Annotated in this window: 15 protein-coding genes; 12 read left to right on the top strand and 3 right to left on the bottom strand. The window is 54.3% G+C overall.

Translation table 11 applies throughout. The annotated features are described in order from the left end of the window. Positions 1 to 2: 2 nt before the first annotated feature. Positions 3 to 2459 carry a peptide permease gene (locus ACP5VX_RS01870; protein WP_428724205.1) on the bottom strand — a complete coding sequence of 819 codons (2457 nt, stop codon included), beginning with the start codon at positions 2457 to 2459 and terminating at the stop codon, positions 3 to 5. Positions 2460 to 2518: 59 nt separating this feature from the next. Next, on the bottom strand, positions 2519 to 3463 hold the full coding sequence (gene argF, locus ACP5VX_RS01865; protein WP_428724204.1) for an ornithine carbamoyltransferase: 945 nt from the start codon (positions 3461 to 3463) through the stop codon (positions 2519 to 2521). Positions 3464 to 3573: 110 nt separating this feature from the next. Between argF and ACP5VX_RS01860 the strand changes: the two genes are divergently transcribed. The 12 genes from ACP5VX_RS01860 (at position 3574) to ACP5VX_RS01805 (ending at position 15601) form a co-directional block, all read left to right on the top strand. Beyond that, positions 3574 to 4665, top strand: a complete 1092-nt coding sequence (locus ACP5VX_RS01860) for a DUF711 family protein (protein WP_428724203.1) — start codon at positions 3574 to 3576, stop codon at positions 4663 to 4665. A gap of 51 nt (positions 4666 to 4716) precedes the next feature. Then, positions 4717 to 5793, top strand: a complete 1077-nt coding sequence (locus ACP5VX_RS01855) for an ornithine carbamoyltransferase (protein WP_428724202.1) — start codon at positions 4717 to 4719, stop codon at positions 5791 to 5793. A 90-nt stretch (positions 5794 to 5883) separates the two neighbouring features. Beyond that, the gene (locus tag ACP5VX_RS01850) at positions 5884 to 6798 is read left to right on the top strand and encodes a hypothetical protein (protein ID WP_428724201.1); all 915 of its coding nucleotides are present in this window, start codon (positions 5884 to 5886) and stop codon (positions 6796 to 6798) included. Beyond that, positions 6786 to 7565 (top strand): radical SAM protein, encoded by a 780-nt coding sequence (locus ACP5VX_RS01845; RefSeq protein ID WP_428724200.1) that lies wholly within the window; start codon positions 6786 to 6788, stop codon positions 7563 to 7565. The genes ACP5VX_RS01850 and ACP5VX_RS01845 overlap by 13 nt, the downstream gene beginning before the upstream one ends. 97 nt (positions 7566 to 7662) lie before the next feature. Further along, entirely contained in the window at positions 7663 to 8634 is a 972-nt protein-coding gene (gene arcC, locus ACP5VX_RS01840) for a carbamate kinase (RefSeq protein ID WP_428724199.1), read from the top strand. Positions 8635 to 8722: 88 nt separating this feature from the next. Continuing rightward, positions 8723 to 9556 carry a DMT family transporter gene (locus ACP5VX_RS01835; protein WP_428724198.1) on the top strand — a complete coding sequence of 278 codons (834 nt, stop codon included), beginning with the start codon at positions 8723 to 8725 and terminating at the stop codon, positions 9554 to 9556. A 78-nt stretch (positions 9557 to 9634) separates the two neighbouring features. After that, entirely contained in the window at positions 9635 to 11017 is a 1383-nt protein-coding gene (locus ACP5VX_RS01830) for an amidohydrolase family protein (RefSeq protein ID WP_428724197.1), read from the top strand. A 216-nt stretch (positions 11018 to 11233) separates the two neighbouring features. Continuing rightward, positions 11234 to 11431: a chromatin protein Cren7 gene (locus tag ACP5VX_RS01825; RefSeq protein ID WP_014738044.1), complete on the top strand. Its 198-nt coding sequence runs from the start codon at positions 11234 to 11236 to the stop codon at positions 11429 to 11431. A gap of 111 nt (positions 11432 to 11542) precedes the next feature. After that, the gene (locus ACP5VX_RS01820) at positions 11543 to 12763 is read left to right on the top strand and encodes a 4Fe-4S dicluster-binding protein (protein WP_428724196.1); all 1221 of its coding nucleotides are present in this window, start codon (positions 11543 to 11545) and stop codon (positions 12761 to 12763) included. A 130-nt stretch (positions 12764 to 12893) separates the two neighbouring features. Continuing rightward, positions 12894 to 14156 (top strand): phosphoglycerate kinase, encoded by a 1263-nt coding sequence (locus ACP5VX_RS01815; protein ID WP_428724195.1) that lies wholly within the window; start codon positions 12894 to 12896, stop codon positions 14154 to 14156. Continuing rightward, positions 14153 to 15175, top strand: coding sequence for a type II glyceraldehyde-3-phosphate dehydrogenase (locus ACP5VX_RS01810; RefSeq protein ID WP_428724194.1), 1023 nt, complete (start codon positions 14153 to 14155; stop codon positions 15173 to 15175). The genes ACP5VX_RS01815 and ACP5VX_RS01810 overlap by 4 nt, the downstream gene beginning before the upstream one ends. A gap of 15 nt (positions 15176 to 15190) precedes the next feature. Further along, entirely contained in the window at positions 15191 to 15601 is a 411-nt protein-coding gene (locus tag ACP5VX_RS01805; protein ID WP_428724193.1) for a universal stress protein, read from the top strand. Here ACP5VX_RS01805 and ACP5VX_RS01800 read toward each other — a convergent pair. Next, entirely contained in the window at positions 15594 to 16454 is an 861-nt protein-coding gene (locus ACP5VX_RS01800; protein ID WP_428724192.1) for an NAD(P)-dependent oxidoreductase, read from the bottom strand. The genes ACP5VX_RS01805 and ACP5VX_RS01800 overlap by 8 nt on opposite strands. Position 16455: the final 1 nt, after the last annotated feature.

Genomic DNA, 16455 nt, shown 5'->3' with positions numbered 1-16455 from the left:
TGTTAAGCCTGTGAGGGGTAGACTACTTGGTATATCGTTATCACCTCGTACAAGTACGCTCCGTTAATAAACACCTTGTTCCCGTTCTTGTCGTAGAAGGGCTCGGCTATGATGGCGTACGGCCTGAAGTAGGGGCTGTTGGCCAGGGGCCTCTGTTCGTAGGTGAGGGTCTTAACAGATAGCACGCGTATGTAGGTGGTCAAGTTCAGCTGTTGAACGACTCCGCTTAACTGAGGGTACTGCGCGGTCAGGGTTGACACAGAGTCGGCTACACCGGTATACCATGTGAAAGTGACGCTGGCGTTCCACTGCTTGTTCAGGTACAAGATCCCGTCCACGAGCATCCTGTAGAGTAGTGGTGCGTTAGACAAGTCGTCGAACCTCGGAGAGATGACGATGTTGTTCTGGAAGAGGTAAAGGTAGAAAGCGTCGCCCAGGTTCCTGTAGGAGACGTTCACACCCATGGACTGTAGCTGGCTTACAATAGAGTCACCGATCCTGATCATCCAGATACTCTTGGGTATGTCGTCGAGGCCCACCATGAGACCCGGTATCACGGGTGTCACCTCGTAGGAGTTGTTGCCAGACGGCCTGAAGTTGAACACGTCGAAGACTAGAATGTAAGTGTTGTTCGCCGGGGTGTGTAGGAGCTCGAGCAACTTCAACACCTCGGAGTCGTTCTGGGCCGTCAATGCGAGTCCCAGTATGCCTATCTGTGTAGTATTCAGCGTTGAACCGTCGGCTACTGTGGGTCTTTGCCCCAGGACGCTTATCGGGTAACCGTAGTCCCACCAGGCCACGATAACCGAGCCTGGCGTAGTGTTCCTGATCACCTCTATCGCCTTGTACCACGCGTCTGTCCAGTAGGGTAGGGACGTATAGCCCGCTTTAATACTGGGCACCACGTTGTTCATTTGGCTGTACGTGTTGTACCCCGCCAAGGCAATGTTCGCGGTCATGAAGAGCGTCAATAACAGTGACGCGTAGAAAACCTCGGGGCTCGTCCTCTTAACGTACACCCTTCTCTTGTCCCTTGCGTAGACGGCCTCGCTGGGGACCAGTCTAGATACTATCACCCCGGCGAAGACCCCCGCGATCGTCAAACCGGTCGTAGCCGCTGTCACCTCCATGTAAGCGGCGTTCATGTAGGCGTAAACCGCTAGCAAGAAGGCCACGGAGATCAGCACTCTGTCCGCCGTCCCCTTGTACAGTAGATACAGGGCCCCCAAGACGGCTAGTATGAAGGGCGAGACGAAGAAGAGCCAGTCCGAGTATGTGCCCCAGCTCCTCAGTATGGCCGAGATCCCCATCACGGCGAGGGCTGGCTGGTGTTCTTCAACGCTCTCGAAAATAGGGTTTGAAGCTATCGTCCTTAGACCCAGTATCCACGCGAAACGTCCAGGGATGTCGAGCTTACCAATGTACACCAAGGCGACGCCGAGCACGACGATCAGCAGGAGGACTAAGAAATAGCCACCCCGCTTAAGAAGCGGTCTCCTAAGTCCTAGTAGCCTATACTGATAGAACTGCAAGGAGAACAGCAACGGTACAAGGGTGGAAGCCAAGAGGAGAGCGCCCAGGCCGCTCAGTTTAAAGGGCATTATTTGCAGCATCGCCGTTATCGCTGGCGAGCCGAGTACTATGACCATGGCCAGAGCCAGTATGGCGATGTTCAGCACGATGAACCTAGGGGTCGCGTCTTTAATCGAGAGTAGAGGGAGTAGTAGGAGGTAGGCTACGAAACCCCCTAGTACGTAGACGAATCCGCCCCACGACCAGCCTAGTAGCCCTAGTGCTAGCGACGTAAATACCAACAACGCTAACGTCTTGGCTGACAGCCCTTTGGCAGAGTAGCTCTTGTAAAACAGGACGTACAAGTAGAAGAACAGGGTGGCAAACATTATACCTATACCGTACTTTGTCGAGAACCCTATTATGCTCCTACCCGTCGCGGCGGGGACGAACGCGTAGAACGCCGCGGCAAGTAGCCCAGCCAGGTGACTGCCTCTCGTGAGCTCGTAGGCCGTCAGGTAGACAAACAGGATTGTGAACACGGTGAATATTAGGGGCTGGACAACGCACCAGTCCTTGAACGAGACCCCTGTGAACTTGACTAGGTTGTAGGACAGCGCCTCCCACATCGGTAGAGCCGGGTACTCTGTGTGCGGGAAGTCTCTGCCCCAGGGATACCAGAATATGTGTGTAGCAGGGTTCTCGGGTGTCAGCGTGTACCACGACAGTAGCCCGTGCTCGTAGATGTACTTGGCTTGCCAGTACACTACGAACGGGTCGGCCTCGTAGAGCTCTAGCCCGAAGTTTATCCCTGGAAGAGCCCTGATGTAGACGCCTAGTACTATCACTAATGCGAGAAGGCCGTAGACCAGTAGCTTGAACCCCCTCTCGTGTTCAGCCTTGAACCTGTAAAAGGTTTTACCAAGCCTGTAGCTGAGCTCCGACAAGCATCACACCTCACGTTCAGAGAGCGTATATTATGGGGTCGAAGTATAAAAAAGGTGTTTTATGGTATGAGGAGCGCGAGGACGGCTTTCTGAACGTGCTTCCTGTTCTCCGCCTGGTCCCAGACCACGCTCCATTTCCCGTCGATGACCTCGTCGGTGACCTCCTCTCCCCTGTGGGCGGGTAAGCAGTGCATGAATATGGCGTCCGGCTTTGCCTGCTTCATTAGAAGGCTCGTGACCCTGTACGGCTCGAGGTCCTTAACCCTCTTCTCCCTCTCTTTCTCCTGCCCCATGCTCACCCACACGTCAGTGTAGACCACGTCCGCGTCCTTGACCGCCTTCCATGGGTCTCTCTCTATCTCGAAGCTACCACCGTACCTGGCTGCTGTCTCGTTAAACAGCTTCACTACAGAGGGGTGCGGGTCGTAGCCCTTAGGTGAGGATATGGTGATCTTCCCGCCTAGTATACCGACAGCCAGCATCAGGCTGTGGGCTACGTTATCACCCCCGTCGCCCACGAAGACTATTTTGAGCCTTGTAATGTCCCTCCCCTTCTTCTCCATAATGGTGAAGACGTCCGTCAGCCCTTGCGCAGGGTGGTGGAGGTCGCTCAACCCGTTGATCACGGGCACTGTGCTATACTCTGCCAGTTTTTCTAGTTTGTGATGCTCGTACACTCTCGCCATTATCCCGTCAACGTACCTAGACAGCGTTCTGGCCGTGTCCTCGATCGTCTCGCCCCTGGCCAACTGCATCTCGCCGTAGTGTAACACTATTGCGTCCCCTCCCAGCTCCTTAATGGCGGTCTCGAAGCTCACCCTCGTTCTAGTACTAGGCTTCTCGAATATCATGGCCAGGTGCCTGCCTGGAAGGAGGGGGATAACCCTCTCGCCCATCTTGTAGCGTAGCTTAAGGTGAGCGGCCGTCTCCAGCATCACGGTTAGCTCTTCCTTCGTGAACTCGGCGAGGGTCAAGAAGTCCCTATTTTTCAGGCCGGTATACAAACCCTCCTCCCCAATCCGAGTCTAGTCTAGGACTAGGAATATAAAAGTCAACTAGACAGCACGTGTGATGTTTAAACTCTAGTCCGAACTAGTACTCCTTGATGGTTTTTATGAGACCCGTTGTCAGGTCTGTGACCTACTTCGCCCCGCTGGTAAAAGATCCAAGCGAGTTGGAAAAAGTACTTGTCAGAGCGGTGACCCTGCTAGAGGAGGTAGAGAAGGCGCTTGAGGGCAGAGGCTACAGTGTCTTCTCTAAACGGGTATCGCTCCCGCAGAACGAGCTCGGTCTATCAAGGGTCCTCGAGCTTGTAGACAAAGCAGGTGCCGTCAACAGGGGGGTCCTAGTTAGCGTGGGCTCGCAACACATTAGGAAGGCCGACTTGGAGGACGTGACACACGTCTTACTAAACGGGTTGTACACCAGTCTCCTCTTCGACTACGAGAGGCCCCTCGACGCGTCTAAGACGGCCTCCACGATTATTCACAAAGTTAGCGAAGCAGATCCTTCGGCAGGTACGAGACTTGCCATAGGCTTCCACGAGAGGCCTCTCGAGACCCCATACTTCCCCGACTCTACGAGCAGTGGAGTGGAGGGGGTCGGTCTATCGTTCCTCTACCCCGACTACCTCAGGAGTCTAGTCGAGTCGGGGGCTTCCGTCAGACAGGCTTTCGACAAGCTGGGCGAGGAGGTCGACAGCGTAGTACACCTAGTTAGGAGTGTGACCGGGCTGAGGGTCGTAGTAGACTACAGTCTATCGCCGTGGAAGGAGAACAGTGTTATCAGGCTAATGGAGGCGATCGGCTACTACGTGAGAAAGCCGGGCTTCCACTTCGGCGTCATGACGCTGAACGCGGAGATAAGGAGAATAGCAACCTCTAGCGGGCTAGCGTCAGGGTTCAACGAAGTCATGCTGCCCTACGCGGAGGACGACTCTCTTATACAGCTCGGCTCTAGGGGCGCCCTCACGGCTTACGACCTACTGTCGTACACGACTGTCTGTGTTGCTGGACCCGACATGATCGTTGTCCCCTGGTCGATCGACGACCTCGAGATGTTCACACTAGACGCGTACAGCGTATCCCTCGTGAAAGCAAGGCCGGCCGCTTTAAGGGCCATCCCTGTCACCAGAGAACCCACGGAAACTGTAAACCTGGGGAAGTTCGGCAGAGTCCCCGTTATCCCCTACTATCCGCGGAAGTAAACGTTATATACATCCAGCCCCATTAGATGACTCTACAGTAGGGTGTACGCAATGAGCGAGCCATGGTTCCTAGGTCTACTGGAAGGGAAACACTGGCTATCCAACGCGGACTACGACATAGACACCATCTTCACCGTCCTGAAGGCGGCTAAGGAGCTCAAAGAGATGTTCCACAAGGGCATCAGGAAGGTCAACTGGCTGGACGGCAAGACGCTGTACCTGATATTCTACAACAAGAGCTTGAGAACTAGGAACAGCTTCCAGACGGGCATGTACCAGCTGGGCGGGCAGGCTATATACATCTCTCCAGACCAGGTGTACACGCCGACTCTACCAGAGGACATGGTGCCTTACGCCACTGAGGCGATAAGCGACGTAGCCAGAGTCCTAAGCAGGTACGGTAGCGGTATTGCCATCAGGATCTACGGCGACGCCGCGAAGTGGATCATCGGGAGAGGTCATAGGATCATACAGGAGTTCGCGAAGTGGAGTAAGGTCCCCGTGCTCAACATGGAGGACGACATCTGGCACCCGTTCCAGTCCCTGGCAGACGCCCTCGCCGCGTTTGAGGCGCTAGGGTTCCCCAAGGACCTGAGAGGGAAGAAGGTAGTGGTGAGCTACGCCTACAGCGGCGGCTTGAAGCCGCTCGCAGTTCCACAAGACGTGGCGACGACCTTCGCCATGCTGGGTGCCGACGTATACGTGGCGCACCCACCAGGCTTCGAGTTGCTAGACGACGTCATGAACAAGGCAAAGAAGTACGCCGAGCACTGGGGTAGCGAGTTCAAGATAGTCTACAACATGGACGAGGCCTTCGAGGGTGCAACAATAGTCTACCCGAAGGCCTGGAGCCCCAAGGGCTTCTTCCCACCCTTCAACAGCAAAGTCGACAAGGAGGGCGCCATGGCGTACCAGAACAAGTTCAAGGACTGGATCGTTACAATCGAGAGACTGGAGAAGGCCGGCAAGCCGTTCTACATGCACTGCGGGCCGGCTGACAGGGGCCAGGAGGTAACAGACGAGGTTCTCGACAGCTACCCGAAGAGCCTCTACTTCGAGGAAGCCGAGAACAGGCTCCACGTGCAGAAGGCCGTAATGGCCATGACCATGGGTAGCAGGAAGTGGTAAACGAGCTCTCTTTTTTTCTCCTTTCTCCTCTTTAATCTGCGTTCATAAAAACGCCTGTGTCGATTTCCTGGGGCTAGGAGTAGCCTGTCGATGTACATCAAAGGTATAAACTACGGTCTAACCCTCTACTACTCGTACCTATTACCCCTGTTCGAAGTAGAGGAGGTGTCCGGCGGCTTCGTCTTCGTTAAGAGGCATGGAACCTGCTCTGGTCTGACGTGCAGGTTTAGAAAGCAGAGTCTCGAGACGACCTGCCGTGTACCTCGGTCGTGCCGGCTAGACGAGGCGGAGATGCTGCTGGGGCTTCGGAAACGCCCTCTATTCCACGAGTTGGGGGTGGTCACTAATAGTGCTGGTGTGGTTGACCAGGTCACTCTGATGTACACCCCAGGCGACAGGACAGTTGTTGCCTACGCAATTCACCTGTCACAGAACACGGACTACCACGTAAACACTGTTAGGTGGATCAGAGAGCTGCTGGAGAAGGGCACGATAAATTCGAGATCCTACCAGGTGGAGGCCTTCCGGCTCATTAAAGCTAGCGTGGACCGCTCCACGTCGATCGGCGAACCGTATGCAGAGGCCACCAACCTGTTGAACATCAAGGGGCTTGGTGTCAAGTCCGCAAAGGCCTACCTACTACACGCCTACGGCCTCACAGAGCACGCGCCGGTCGACAGGCACTACAGGAGGTTGCTAGTTCTAGGCCGGGACTTGAAAGCCCCCGAGAAGGCTAGGTGTGCTAAAGCCGGGCTAAAGTGCTCGACCTGCCCGTTCTCCTCGCGTTGTTTGTACGGAGTGTTGTTCAACAGGCTCGGCCCGTTTAACGGGGTAATCCAGTCCCTTGCCTTCATAGCCGGTAGCTTAGAGAGGGCCGGAAAGGACTACTTGTCGAGAACCCTTGTGGGCGGTTTCGAGCACCTCAGCGATTTATTAAGGACCGTGATAAGCTCTTACCTAGTTGAGAGACTCGCAGGTATTACGGGCTCTCGATGCCGGGGTTAGACCCGTTTAAACTGACAGAGGAGGTCTACAAGAGTGTTGTGAGAGTGGCTGGTAACGTCGAGGAGAGGAGGTACTACAGGTTCAGGGGGGCTAGGTGGTACGGTGGTATCGCCACAGGCGACGTCGTTGGATGCAACCTGAGGTGCAAGTTCTGTTGGAGTTGGAGGTACAGCTACTTCTCCGACAAAGGAGATTTCTACAACCCGTCGAGGGTTTTCAGCACTCTTACCGACATCGCTAGCAGAAGGGGGTACAGATACGTTAGGCTGAGCGGTGGAGAGCCGACCATCTCGAGGAGGCACTTAGTAGACCTATTGAAACTCTTCGAAGAGACCAAGTTTGTCTTCATCCTGGAGACGAACGGCCTCCTCATAGGGAGGGACGAGAGCTACGCCCGCGAGCTCTCTAGGTTCCACAACATCGTGGTAAGGGTCTCATTCAAGGGGGCTACACCCGAGGAGTTTGAAATGCTGACGGGGGCCGACAGGAGCTACTACGAGTACCAGTTCAGAGCCTTGGAGAACCTGATGAACTCTGGTCTTAGACCTGGCGAGGACTTCTACCCGGCGATCATGCTAAGCTTTAGTACAGACGAGAACTACAGGGTTTTCAAAAAGAGGCTTTCTCAGATACACCCCGCACTAGTCGAGTCCATCGACGAAGAGTACGTCATCCTGTACCCCCACGTCGTTGAGCTACTTAGGAAGAGCGGTCTCAAGCCCCGCGTCGCGTACAGGCCGGACGGCGTGCCCGACTTTATGATCTAGATGAACATATATACGCGAATAGACAAAGCTGAAATAGTATTTGATAATTTAAAAACTCCTGGTAGAATCACACTTAATCCAAGTTAAGGTGGTTTGAATGCCCAGAGACGACAAGTACATGGTGATAGCGTTCGGAGGAAACGCGTTCCAGTCTAAGGGCGATAAGGGGACTCCCGAGGACTACTGGAGGAACGCCTACAGGGCCGCAGAGATAGTGGTGTCGCTGATCGAGGAAGGCTACAAGATAGCGCTGACGCACGGGAACGGCCCCCAGGTCGGCATAATAGCCGAGTGGATGATGGCTGGCTTGAAGATGAAAGATCTCCCCCCGATGACTCTCGACATCGCGGGTGCGATGAGCCAGGGCTGGCTAGGCTACCTGCTCCAGCAAGCCCTGTACAACAAGTTGGTCGAGAAGGGCCTGCTCGGCAGTAAGGTCAAGGGTGTTGTCACGGTAATAACGCAGACGCTGGTCAGCAAAGACGACCCGGACTTCAAGAACCCCAGCAAGTACATCGGTCCCTGGTACGAGAAGGAGGAGGCCGAGAAGCTGGCTAAGGAGTACGGGTGGATCATAAAGCCAGACCCCAGAGGCGGTTATAGAAGAGTAGTGCCTTCGCCGGACCCACAGATACAGGTAGAGATTGAGGCGATTCGAACCCTGCTCGACAATGGGTTCATAGTGATCTCCGACGGCGGTGGCGGAGTACCAGTGTACAAGGACGAGAAAGGCCTGCTCCACGGCGTCGAGGGAGTCATAGACAAAGACCTAGGCGCTGAGAGAATGGCGACAGCCCTCGGTGCTAGCATACTCATGATATTGACCGACGTAGAGAAGGTCTACCTGAACTTCGGCACCCCCAACGCTAAGCCGTTGGACGTGTTGACCGTCAGCGAGGCCAAGAAGTACTACGCGGAGGGCCACTTCAAGCCCGGGAGCATGGGGCCTAAAGTGCTCGCCGGGATAAGGTTCGTGGAGAACGGGGGCAAACTCGCCATCATCGGCCACCTCTTCAAGGCGAAGGAGGCACTGGAAGGAAAGTCCGGAACCCGTATCATACCTGGCTAGCGGAGGTTTTAGACGGTAGACCCTCTTTTTTCTCTCTTTTCTTACTCTCTTTCCATTTAGGCTACGCTGACGTGATCGCGTGGTGTCTATGAGGGATAGGGTAAAGGGGCTCTTAGCACTGCTCGCTACCTCTCTGATTTGGGGCTCTAGCTTCGTTTTCATAAAGCTGAGCGTGTCGGATATCGACGGTGTAGCCTACACGTTCTATAGGTCTCTAATAGCTCTAGTACTACTAACCCCAGCCCTCCTACTGGGGAGGTCTAAGTTTAGCAAGAGGAGCTTTAGAAAGGGGTTTGTAGTAGGCTTGTCTTACGTCTCAGGACTGGCGTTACAGGGCGTGGGGACACAGTTCACCACCCCCTCGATATCCGCTTTCGTCACAGGGCTAAACACGGTCTTCGTCTACGTATACGAGTTCTTGAGGGGCACGGCCGGTAAAGCAAAGCTCGTCGCGTCTCTGGCACTCTCCACGATCGGGCTATACCTGCTCACGGAGCCGGCGGGCGAGCTGGGCTTAGGTGTGGTACTGGTTCTGATAGGTGCCGTCGCCTGGGCTGCCGAGATAGTGTTGGTGGGCTTATACAGCACTGAGCTAACCCAGAGTACTATCTCCTTCTTGTACGGTCTTCTACTGCCCGGCCTACTCATCACACCTTACGTGGCCTTACACACCAAGACCCTGCCCAGCCCCAATACTCTCCTCTACATCCTATACTTGAGCCTGTTCTGCACCATAATAGCCTCCGTACTCCAGGTGGTGGGGCAGAAATACGTCCCTGCCTACGCCGCGGCAACCATCTACTTGTTGGAGCCGATATCCGCAGCTGTGTTCTCTGCATTGCTGTACGGGGAAAGGCTCTCGCCTATACAAGTGTTGGGGGCCTCGTTGATCATACTAGCGATCTACATCGTCTCGAAATAGTAAGCGGGGGCCCATGAGGTCGTTTAGGAGAATTGTTTATTTCCCTCCACGGTAAATTTGAATACGAGGGTAGAGTGTATGAGGGAAAAGGTCGACATCCTCATCTCCAACTCGCTAATCGTGACAATGAACAGCGAGAGGCGCGTCATCCCGAGGGGCTACGTCGCAGTGAGAGACGGAACGATCGTGGACGTGGGAGTCGGCGACGGGAAGGACAAGTACACTAGCGAGGAGGTTATTGGGGGCGGCAGGTCTGTCGTAACGCCTGGCTTCATCAGCGCACATACGCACTTCTACGGGGCCCTACTAACGGGTAGCCCCTGGTTCGGGAAGATCGAGCCCCCCACGGACTTCATGCAGAACCTCCAGAGGATCTGGTGGGCCCTTGACGTGATGCTGTGCCACGACGAGGCATACGCAGCGGCTCTGATCGGGTCTCTAATGTACGCGAAATCCGGGGTGACCAACTTCTTCGACAACATAAGCGCGCCCAACTGTATAGACGGTATACTCGACAGCATGGAGAAGGCTGTCAACGAGGTGGGTATCAGGGGTATTCTGAGTTTCGAGGCGACTCAGCGAAGGAGCTACGAGGAGGGCGTGAGAGGCGTGAAGGAGAACGAGAGGTTTATAGTCAAGAACAACAAAGACCCGAGAAAGCTGGTTAAGGGCGCCATCTACCTGCACGCCAGCTTCACGGTAACAGACGACTTGTTCAAGATGGCGAAAGAGCTCTCCGAGAAGCACGACGCGCTCGTGGCAATACACACAGAAGAGGGGCTAGTCGACGTCTACCACAACATCGAGAGGTACGGCGTGCGGCCTATAGAGAGGATGTACAGACTAGGCTTCCTCTCCCCGAGAGTCCACCTAGTCCACGCGGTACATGCGACCGATGAGGAGATCCTAATAATCAAAAAGACCGGGGCGCACGTTGCGCACAACCCGATGAGCAATATGCTCAACGCCGTGGGAGTCCCGAAGATACCGAGAATGCTAGAGCTAGGCATTAACGTGGGGCTTGGCGACGACGGCTACATATTCAATGTTTTCGAGAACATGAGGGCAGCCTACCTGATCCACAAAGTCTGGAACCTAGACCCCAGGTTAATAACGCCTCTACAAGTCGTCGAGATGGCCACGGTCAACGCCGCTAGAATGTTCCACCAGGACAAGGAGCTGGGCAGTATCGAGCCCGGGAAGAGGGCCGACATCGTTGTCATCAAGCCTAGGACGCCGCCAACGCCAGTAAACGAGAAGAGCGTTTACGGCCACCTCGTGAACTCCTTCACACCGGACGACGTGGACACGGTGGTGGTTGACGGGAGGTTCGTCGTAAAGGAAAAGAGGTTCGTCAACGTAGACCTCGACAAGGCTTTAGAGAAAGTCCATAGCACTGTCGAGAGACTGTGGGACAAGATGATGGCTGAAGGAAAGTACCAGCTAGACTACCTCAAGTAGTAGAATCCCTCCCCTCTCCTGTGTATAACAAATCATTTTTCTACTACACTCTTCGCGACTAATTTGTTCCTAATATAACCACGGAATCTGTTCTATTGGGAGTTCATTTTTTCTAGCTGAATATTAAGCTGTAATATCGACACATTAACGTTTTATGGCTACTTGTGAAAAATTATATAAACCCTTAACAACTAATATATCTAACAGGTGGTTGCGATGGCTGCTAGAGAGCCGTGCAAAAATGCCGTTAAAGTCAGGACTCCTTCGGGCAAGGAGCTCGAGCTAATCCCTAGGAAAGTCTGGCAACTGACCCCCAGCGGGAGAAAGGGCGTAAAGGTGGGGTTGTTCCAAGACCCTGAGACCGGGAAATTCTTCAGGCAGAAGGTCCCAGACGACTACCCACTCTGCGGCTAAGGCACAGCCCTCAAGCTTGTTTTTTACCTTCGCCCTCTCAATTAGAGGTCTAAAACTTGGAAAGATATTTTACTTCAGCCCCTCTAAATCAATGATTTTAGAGGTGTGAAGTTGCCTAGTCTAGAAGTCGAAATAGCCGGGTTGAGGTTCAAGAACCCCCTGATGAACGCGGCGTGTCCTATCTCGAGAGACGCCGAGATGATGAAGGCCCTTATCGACAACGGTGTAGGCGGGGTAGTAGCCAAGACGATAAGCGTTAAACCGGCTATTGTCCCCAGGCCTAGCATGGCGGTCGTCGACAGGGGTATGGCGAGAATGCAGGTCTTGAAGACTATCAAGCCGGGCGACATAAGGATCGTCAACGTCGACAGCGGGAACAACAGGTTCATCTACGGCGTGTTGAACGCCGAGCTGTGGAGCGACATACCTGCCGAGCACTACCTGGAACGCGAGTACCCCATCGTCAAGGAGTACGCCAAAAAGAACAACGTCCCGTTCATAGCCAGCATAGGCTACACCCCAGAAGAGCTGTCCAACCTGGGCCCGAAAGTCGAGAAAGCCGGGGTAGACGCGATAGAGTTCTCTACACACTACATTGGTAGAGACTACAGGCCGGTCGTCGAGGCCGCTAAGGCACTCCGCGAGAGTGTGAGTATACCGATCTTCGCCAAGCTAAGCCCGTTCACTCCGAACATACCCGAGCTGGTTAAAGAGCTAGAGAAGGTCGGTGTAGACGGCATAGTGGCAACCAACACGATCGGCCCGGCCCTTAGTATCGACGTCGAGACAGGGATGCCTATCGTGGGCGGGCCTTACGGCTACGGGTGGTTGAGCGGCCCGGCCCTGAAGCCGCTGGCGCTCGCGATAGTCTCCCAAGTAGCCCTCAACTCCAAGCTCCCTGTTATAGGCGTGGGCGGGATATCCAGGGGTGTCGACGTGATCGAGTACTTCATGGCCGGAGCGTCGGCTGTCCAGATATGTACAGCCGCACTTATTGAGGGGCTAGGGGTCTTCAAGAGGATCCTAAAGGAAGTTGAGGAATGGCTCGCCAGGCACGAGTACGACAGTATACTGGACGTGAAAGGTCTAGCACTCAAATACCTGAAGCCTGAGCCGCGCAGGGTCTGGGCAGAGCCGCCCATTGTGGACGAGAAGAAGTGCATCGGCTGCGGTTTCTGCGAGCAGGTGTGTAACTATGACGCTGTACACGTGCTACCGGACGAGAAAGGCAAGAGGGTCGCGAGAGTGGACATAAACAAGTGCTATGGCTGCGGGCTCTGTACTAGCGTGTGCCCAACACGAGCAATAGCTTTTAAAGAGTATATTACATAGCATCGTTTTTATTTTTTCTATTCTTTTAATCACCTACATAAACTCCGTTCTCTAATCTTCTCCTATGTCTTTTTTACTCATTTAAATAAATTTTTAACGTAGACTTATATACGAGAGCCTGAAATCATCTATGTACGGTGGATCAATGGACTACGCCCTCCTCGACCTTCCGACGCTTAGAGATCTGGATATATCTAGACGCAAGGTCTTCATGAGGATAGACATCAACTCGCCTATAGACCCCGAGACTGGGAAAATTCTGGACGACAGACGGATAAGGGTCCACGCGAAGTACATTAAAGAGATCGTCGACAAGTACGAGCCAGCCCTCGTTCTCGGGTCTCACCAAGGGAGGCCAGGAGAACGGGACTTCACCACTCTAGAGGAGCACGCAGAGCTCTTGAGCAAGTACAGCGGTATCCAAGTGAAGTTCGTGGACGACGTGATGGGGCCGGCAGCAAGGAGCGCGATTTCAGAGCTGAGACCTGGCGAGGTCCTTCTGCTGGACAACCTCAGGCTGGTATCGGAAGAGGTCCTCGAGGCTGCGCCCGAGGCGCAGTCTATGACCGTGTTCGTTAGGAGGCTGTCCGGTTTGTTCGATTACTACGTGAACGACGCCTTTGCTACCGCTCACAGGAGCCAGCCGAGCATAGTGGGTTTCCCGTTGGTGTTGCCCAGTGCTATGGGCCCGCTCTTCGAGAAAGAGGTGAGCGCTGCCGCTAGGATCTTCTCTTCTACGTCTGGACCCCGGATCTTCATACTAGGTGGTTCTAAAGTACACGACCTTCTCAGAGTCATCGAGAACCTTGTGAGAAACAGGCTCGCCGACCGGATACTCACAACAGGGCTTCTCGCACAACTCTTCCTAGTAGCTAAAGGTGTGAGACTGGGCAATGAAAACATGAGACTTCTAGAAGAGAAGAACATCCTCACCCTTATACCCCGGGCGAGGCTCCTGCTAATGAAAGGCGCGCCCATCGAGACGCCCGTCGACGTCAAGACCCACAACGAGAAGGACAACACGGTCGAAAACGTGTCGATAACCAAGATTACTGGTGTGATAAAGGACATTGGCGAGACTACCCTCGAGATCTACTGCGAGCTTATTAAGGAAGCCTCCTTGATCGTCATGAGAGGCCCTGCCGGAGTAATCGAGGACAGCAAGTTCAGAGAGGGCACGCTGAAAATACTGGATGCCGTTTACAACTCCAGGGCATTCGTCGTCATAGCTGGTGGTCACCTGGGCGCCATGATCGACGAGAGCAAGGTAAACGACAGGATCCACGTCTCAACGGGAGGCAATGCCCTACTACTCTTGTTGAGCGGAGAGGAGCTGCCCGCGATCAAGGCGCTCCAGATGAGTAAATCCATCTTCTACGGTGGTAAGAAATGAGGGCTCCCGTGGCTGTTAACGGTTACGGTACGATCGGGAAGAGGGTTGCTGAAGCGATAAGGCAGATGCCTGACTTGGAGCTGAAGGGCATCGTAAAGTACACACCCGACTACAGCGTCTTGGTGGCCTACAAACAGGGCATCCCGATATACGTGCCGGAGGGGAAGGAGGAGGTGTTCGAAGAAGTCGGGGTCAAGCCCTCCGGGACTATCGACGAGTTATTCGGGTCGGTCAGTCTCGTCGTGGACGCGTCCCCTGGTGGGAAAGGGGCGCAGAACAAGCGGGTCTACGTAGAGCGTGGCCTGAGCGCTCTCTTCGAGGGCGGGGAGAGCCCGGATGTAGCCGAGGTCAGCTTTAGCACGCTCTGCAACTACCGGCAGGCCCTTGGTAAAAAGTACATTAGAGTGGTCAGCTGCAATACTACGGCCCTGCTTAGGCTGATATGTCTCCTAGACAGACACATCGGCGTCAGGAAAGTCAGGGCGGTTATCGTCAGAAGGGCTAGCGACCCGAAGGAGGACAAAGGCATCGTCAACACAGTTAAGCTGGATCCGCCCAGTATTCCCAGCCACCACGCAATAGACGTGAAAACGGTTCTACCAGGCCTGGACATCGAGACGGTCGCACTCATAGTGCCGACGACACTGATGCACGTCCACGTTATCCACATCCAAGCCAAGAGGAGTACCAGCATAGACGAGGTCGTCGAGGCGCTGTCCAGCACTCCAAGGATAGTTGTCCTGGAGGGCGCAAAGACCGGTATAGATTCCACTAGCAAGATCGTCGAGTTCGCCAGAGACCTCGGCAGGAAAAGGTACGACATCTACGAGAACGTGGTTTGGAGGGACATGATCAAGGTGAGTGGAGACGAGCTGACTATAGTCCAGGCAGTCCACCAAGAAGCAATAGTAATACCGGAGAACATCGACGCGATAAGAGCGGCCCTGCGTCTAGCCGAGAGCGCGGAGGAGACGATGAAGGTGACAGACAAGGTTCTTAACGTCGGTTTACTACGTTAAAAGCGGGGTGGGAGTATGTCTGAGGCGCCGACCTACGAGATCAGTTTCATGTTGAGGAGAATCCTCGTCCCATTCGACGGGAGCAGCCTCAGCCTGAAGGCTCTAAACATAGCCGTTGACCTCGCGAGGCACTACGGTTCGCAGTTGACAGTCCTCTACGTGAAGTTGCCAGGCGAAACCGGGGACCCCCTAGACCTGGCCAGGAGCGCTGTAGGCAAGAAAATAACGAACGTGAGGTACAAGACTATAGAGCTCAAGGAGAACGAGAGTATCTCGTCCATCATCCTTAAGGAGGCAGTTGAGGAGAGCTACGACCTGATCGTCGTGGGGGCCAGAGGTAAAACGAGCTACTTTGACTTGAGCATCGGGAGTACACCCCTAGCCCTGGCAGTCAACTCTACGTCTTCCGTCTTGATAGTCAGGTAGGGAGTTTTTTCTTCTTCAGGTACCCGAGAGACGCTTGGGGGTAGTCCTTAGAGCCCATCTCGCTCAACAGACCACTGTAGAAGCTAGCTACACCGCTCGAGACTACCCCGGGGTAACCTCTGCTCTTCAGCTCATTCGATATTAAACGGAAGTCCTTGGCCGCCCCTGCCACCGTGAACCTCGCCTTCTTTTCCTCGACGATCCTGGGCCAGTACCTCTCAAATACGCTCTTCAGCCACGAGGCGTTTGCCACCTCCAAGAGCTTATCGACAGCAACGTTGTACGCCTCGAGGATCTCCAGCGACTCGCCGATCAGGGCCGGAATAGCCAGGGCTATGTTGTTAACAGCGAGCTTGAGAGCCGTAGCTGCTGGAATGTCTCCCGCGTACACCGTCTTCGAGGAGTACTGCGACACTAGGGACTCGACCTCACCGAGCTTGCTACTCTCTCCAGCTACCATGGATAACAGCCTGCACTCCCTAGCCTCGTCGACGCTCCCGAATACAGTCCCCTCGAAGTAGTTGACGCCGTGCTGCCGGAATAATGACGATATCATGAGACTCGTCTGAGGTGATATTGTTGACGTGTTGACGACGAAACGTGTCTTGACATTCTCGTAAAGTCTCTTGCTGACCAACACCTCTATGTTCGCCACGTCGTCAAATAGAGAAACTAGTGTATAGTCCGCTGAGACACCTTCTAGGGTCTCCACCGCTTCACAGCCTATCTCCTTGCATAGTTCCACTGCTTTACTGGCTGTTCTGTTGTAGGCTAGGAGCTTGAACCCCTTTCTCGCAAGACACGTTGCAATCGATGAGCCCATCAGGCCGGTTCCTACAATTAAGACTCTCATC

Origin of the sequence: Thermogladius sp., assembly GCF_049970955.1 — an archaeon.
In the GTDB taxonomy this organism is placed as follows: domain Archaea; phylum Thermoproteota; class Thermoprotei_A; order Sulfolobales; family Desulfurococcaceae; genus Thermogladius.
This window is presented reverse-complemented; position numbering and strand designations above follow the sequence as displayed.

What these genes read in the sequence shown, in the direction of transcription:
- ACP5VX_RS01860 (WP_428724203.1), top strand. Translation starts at nt 3,574, where the DNA reads ATGAGACCCGTTGTCAGGTCTGTGACCTACTTCGCCCCGCTGGTAAAA.
- ACP5VX_RS01855 (WP_428724202.1), top strand. Translation starts at nt 4,717, where the DNA reads ATGAGCGAGCCATGGTTCCTAGGTCTACTGGAAGGGAAACACTGGCTA.
- ACP5VX_RS01850 (WP_428724201.1), top strand. Translation starts at nt 5,884, where the DNA reads ATGTACATCAAAGGTATAAACTACGGTCTAACCCTCTACTACTCGTAC.
- ACP5VX_RS01845 (WP_428724200.1), top strand. Translation starts at nt 6,786, where the DNA reads ATGCCGGGGTTAGACCCGTTTAAACTGACAGAGGAGGTCTACAAGAGT.
- arcC (WP_428724199.1), top strand. Translation starts at nt 7,663, where the DNA reads ATGCCCAGAGACGACAAGTACATGGTGATAGCGTTCGGAGGAAACGCG.
- ACP5VX_RS01835 (WP_428724198.1), top strand. Translation starts at nt 8,723, where the DNA reads ATGAGGGATAGGGTAAAGGGGCTCTTAGCACTGCTCGCTACCTCTCTG.
- ACP5VX_RS01830 (WP_428724197.1), top strand. Translation starts at nt 9,635, where the DNA reads ATGAGGGAAAAGGTCGACATCCTCATCTCCAACTCGCTAATCGTGACA.
- ACP5VX_RS01825 (WP_014738044.1), top strand. Translation starts at nt 11,234, where the DNA reads ATGGCTGCTAGAGAGCCGTGCAAAAATGCCGTTAAAGTCAGGACTCCT.
- ACP5VX_RS01815 (WP_428724195.1), top strand. Translation starts at nt 12,894, where the DNA reads ATGTACGGTGGATCAATGGACTACGCCCTCCTCGACCTTCCGACGCTT.
- ACP5VX_RS01810 (WP_428724194.1), top strand. Translation starts at nt 14,153, where the DNA reads ATGAGGGCTCCCGTGGCTGTTAACGGTTACGGTACGATCGGGAAGAGG.
- ACP5VX_RS01805 (WP_428724193.1), top strand. Translation starts at nt 15,191, where the DNA reads ATGTCTGAGGCGCCGACCTACGAGATCAGTTTCATGTTGAGGAGAATC.
- ACP5VX_RS01800 (WP_428724192.1), bottom strand. Translation starts at nt 16,454, where the DNA reads ATGAGAGTCTTAATTGTAGGAACCGGCCTGATGGGCTCATCGATTGCA.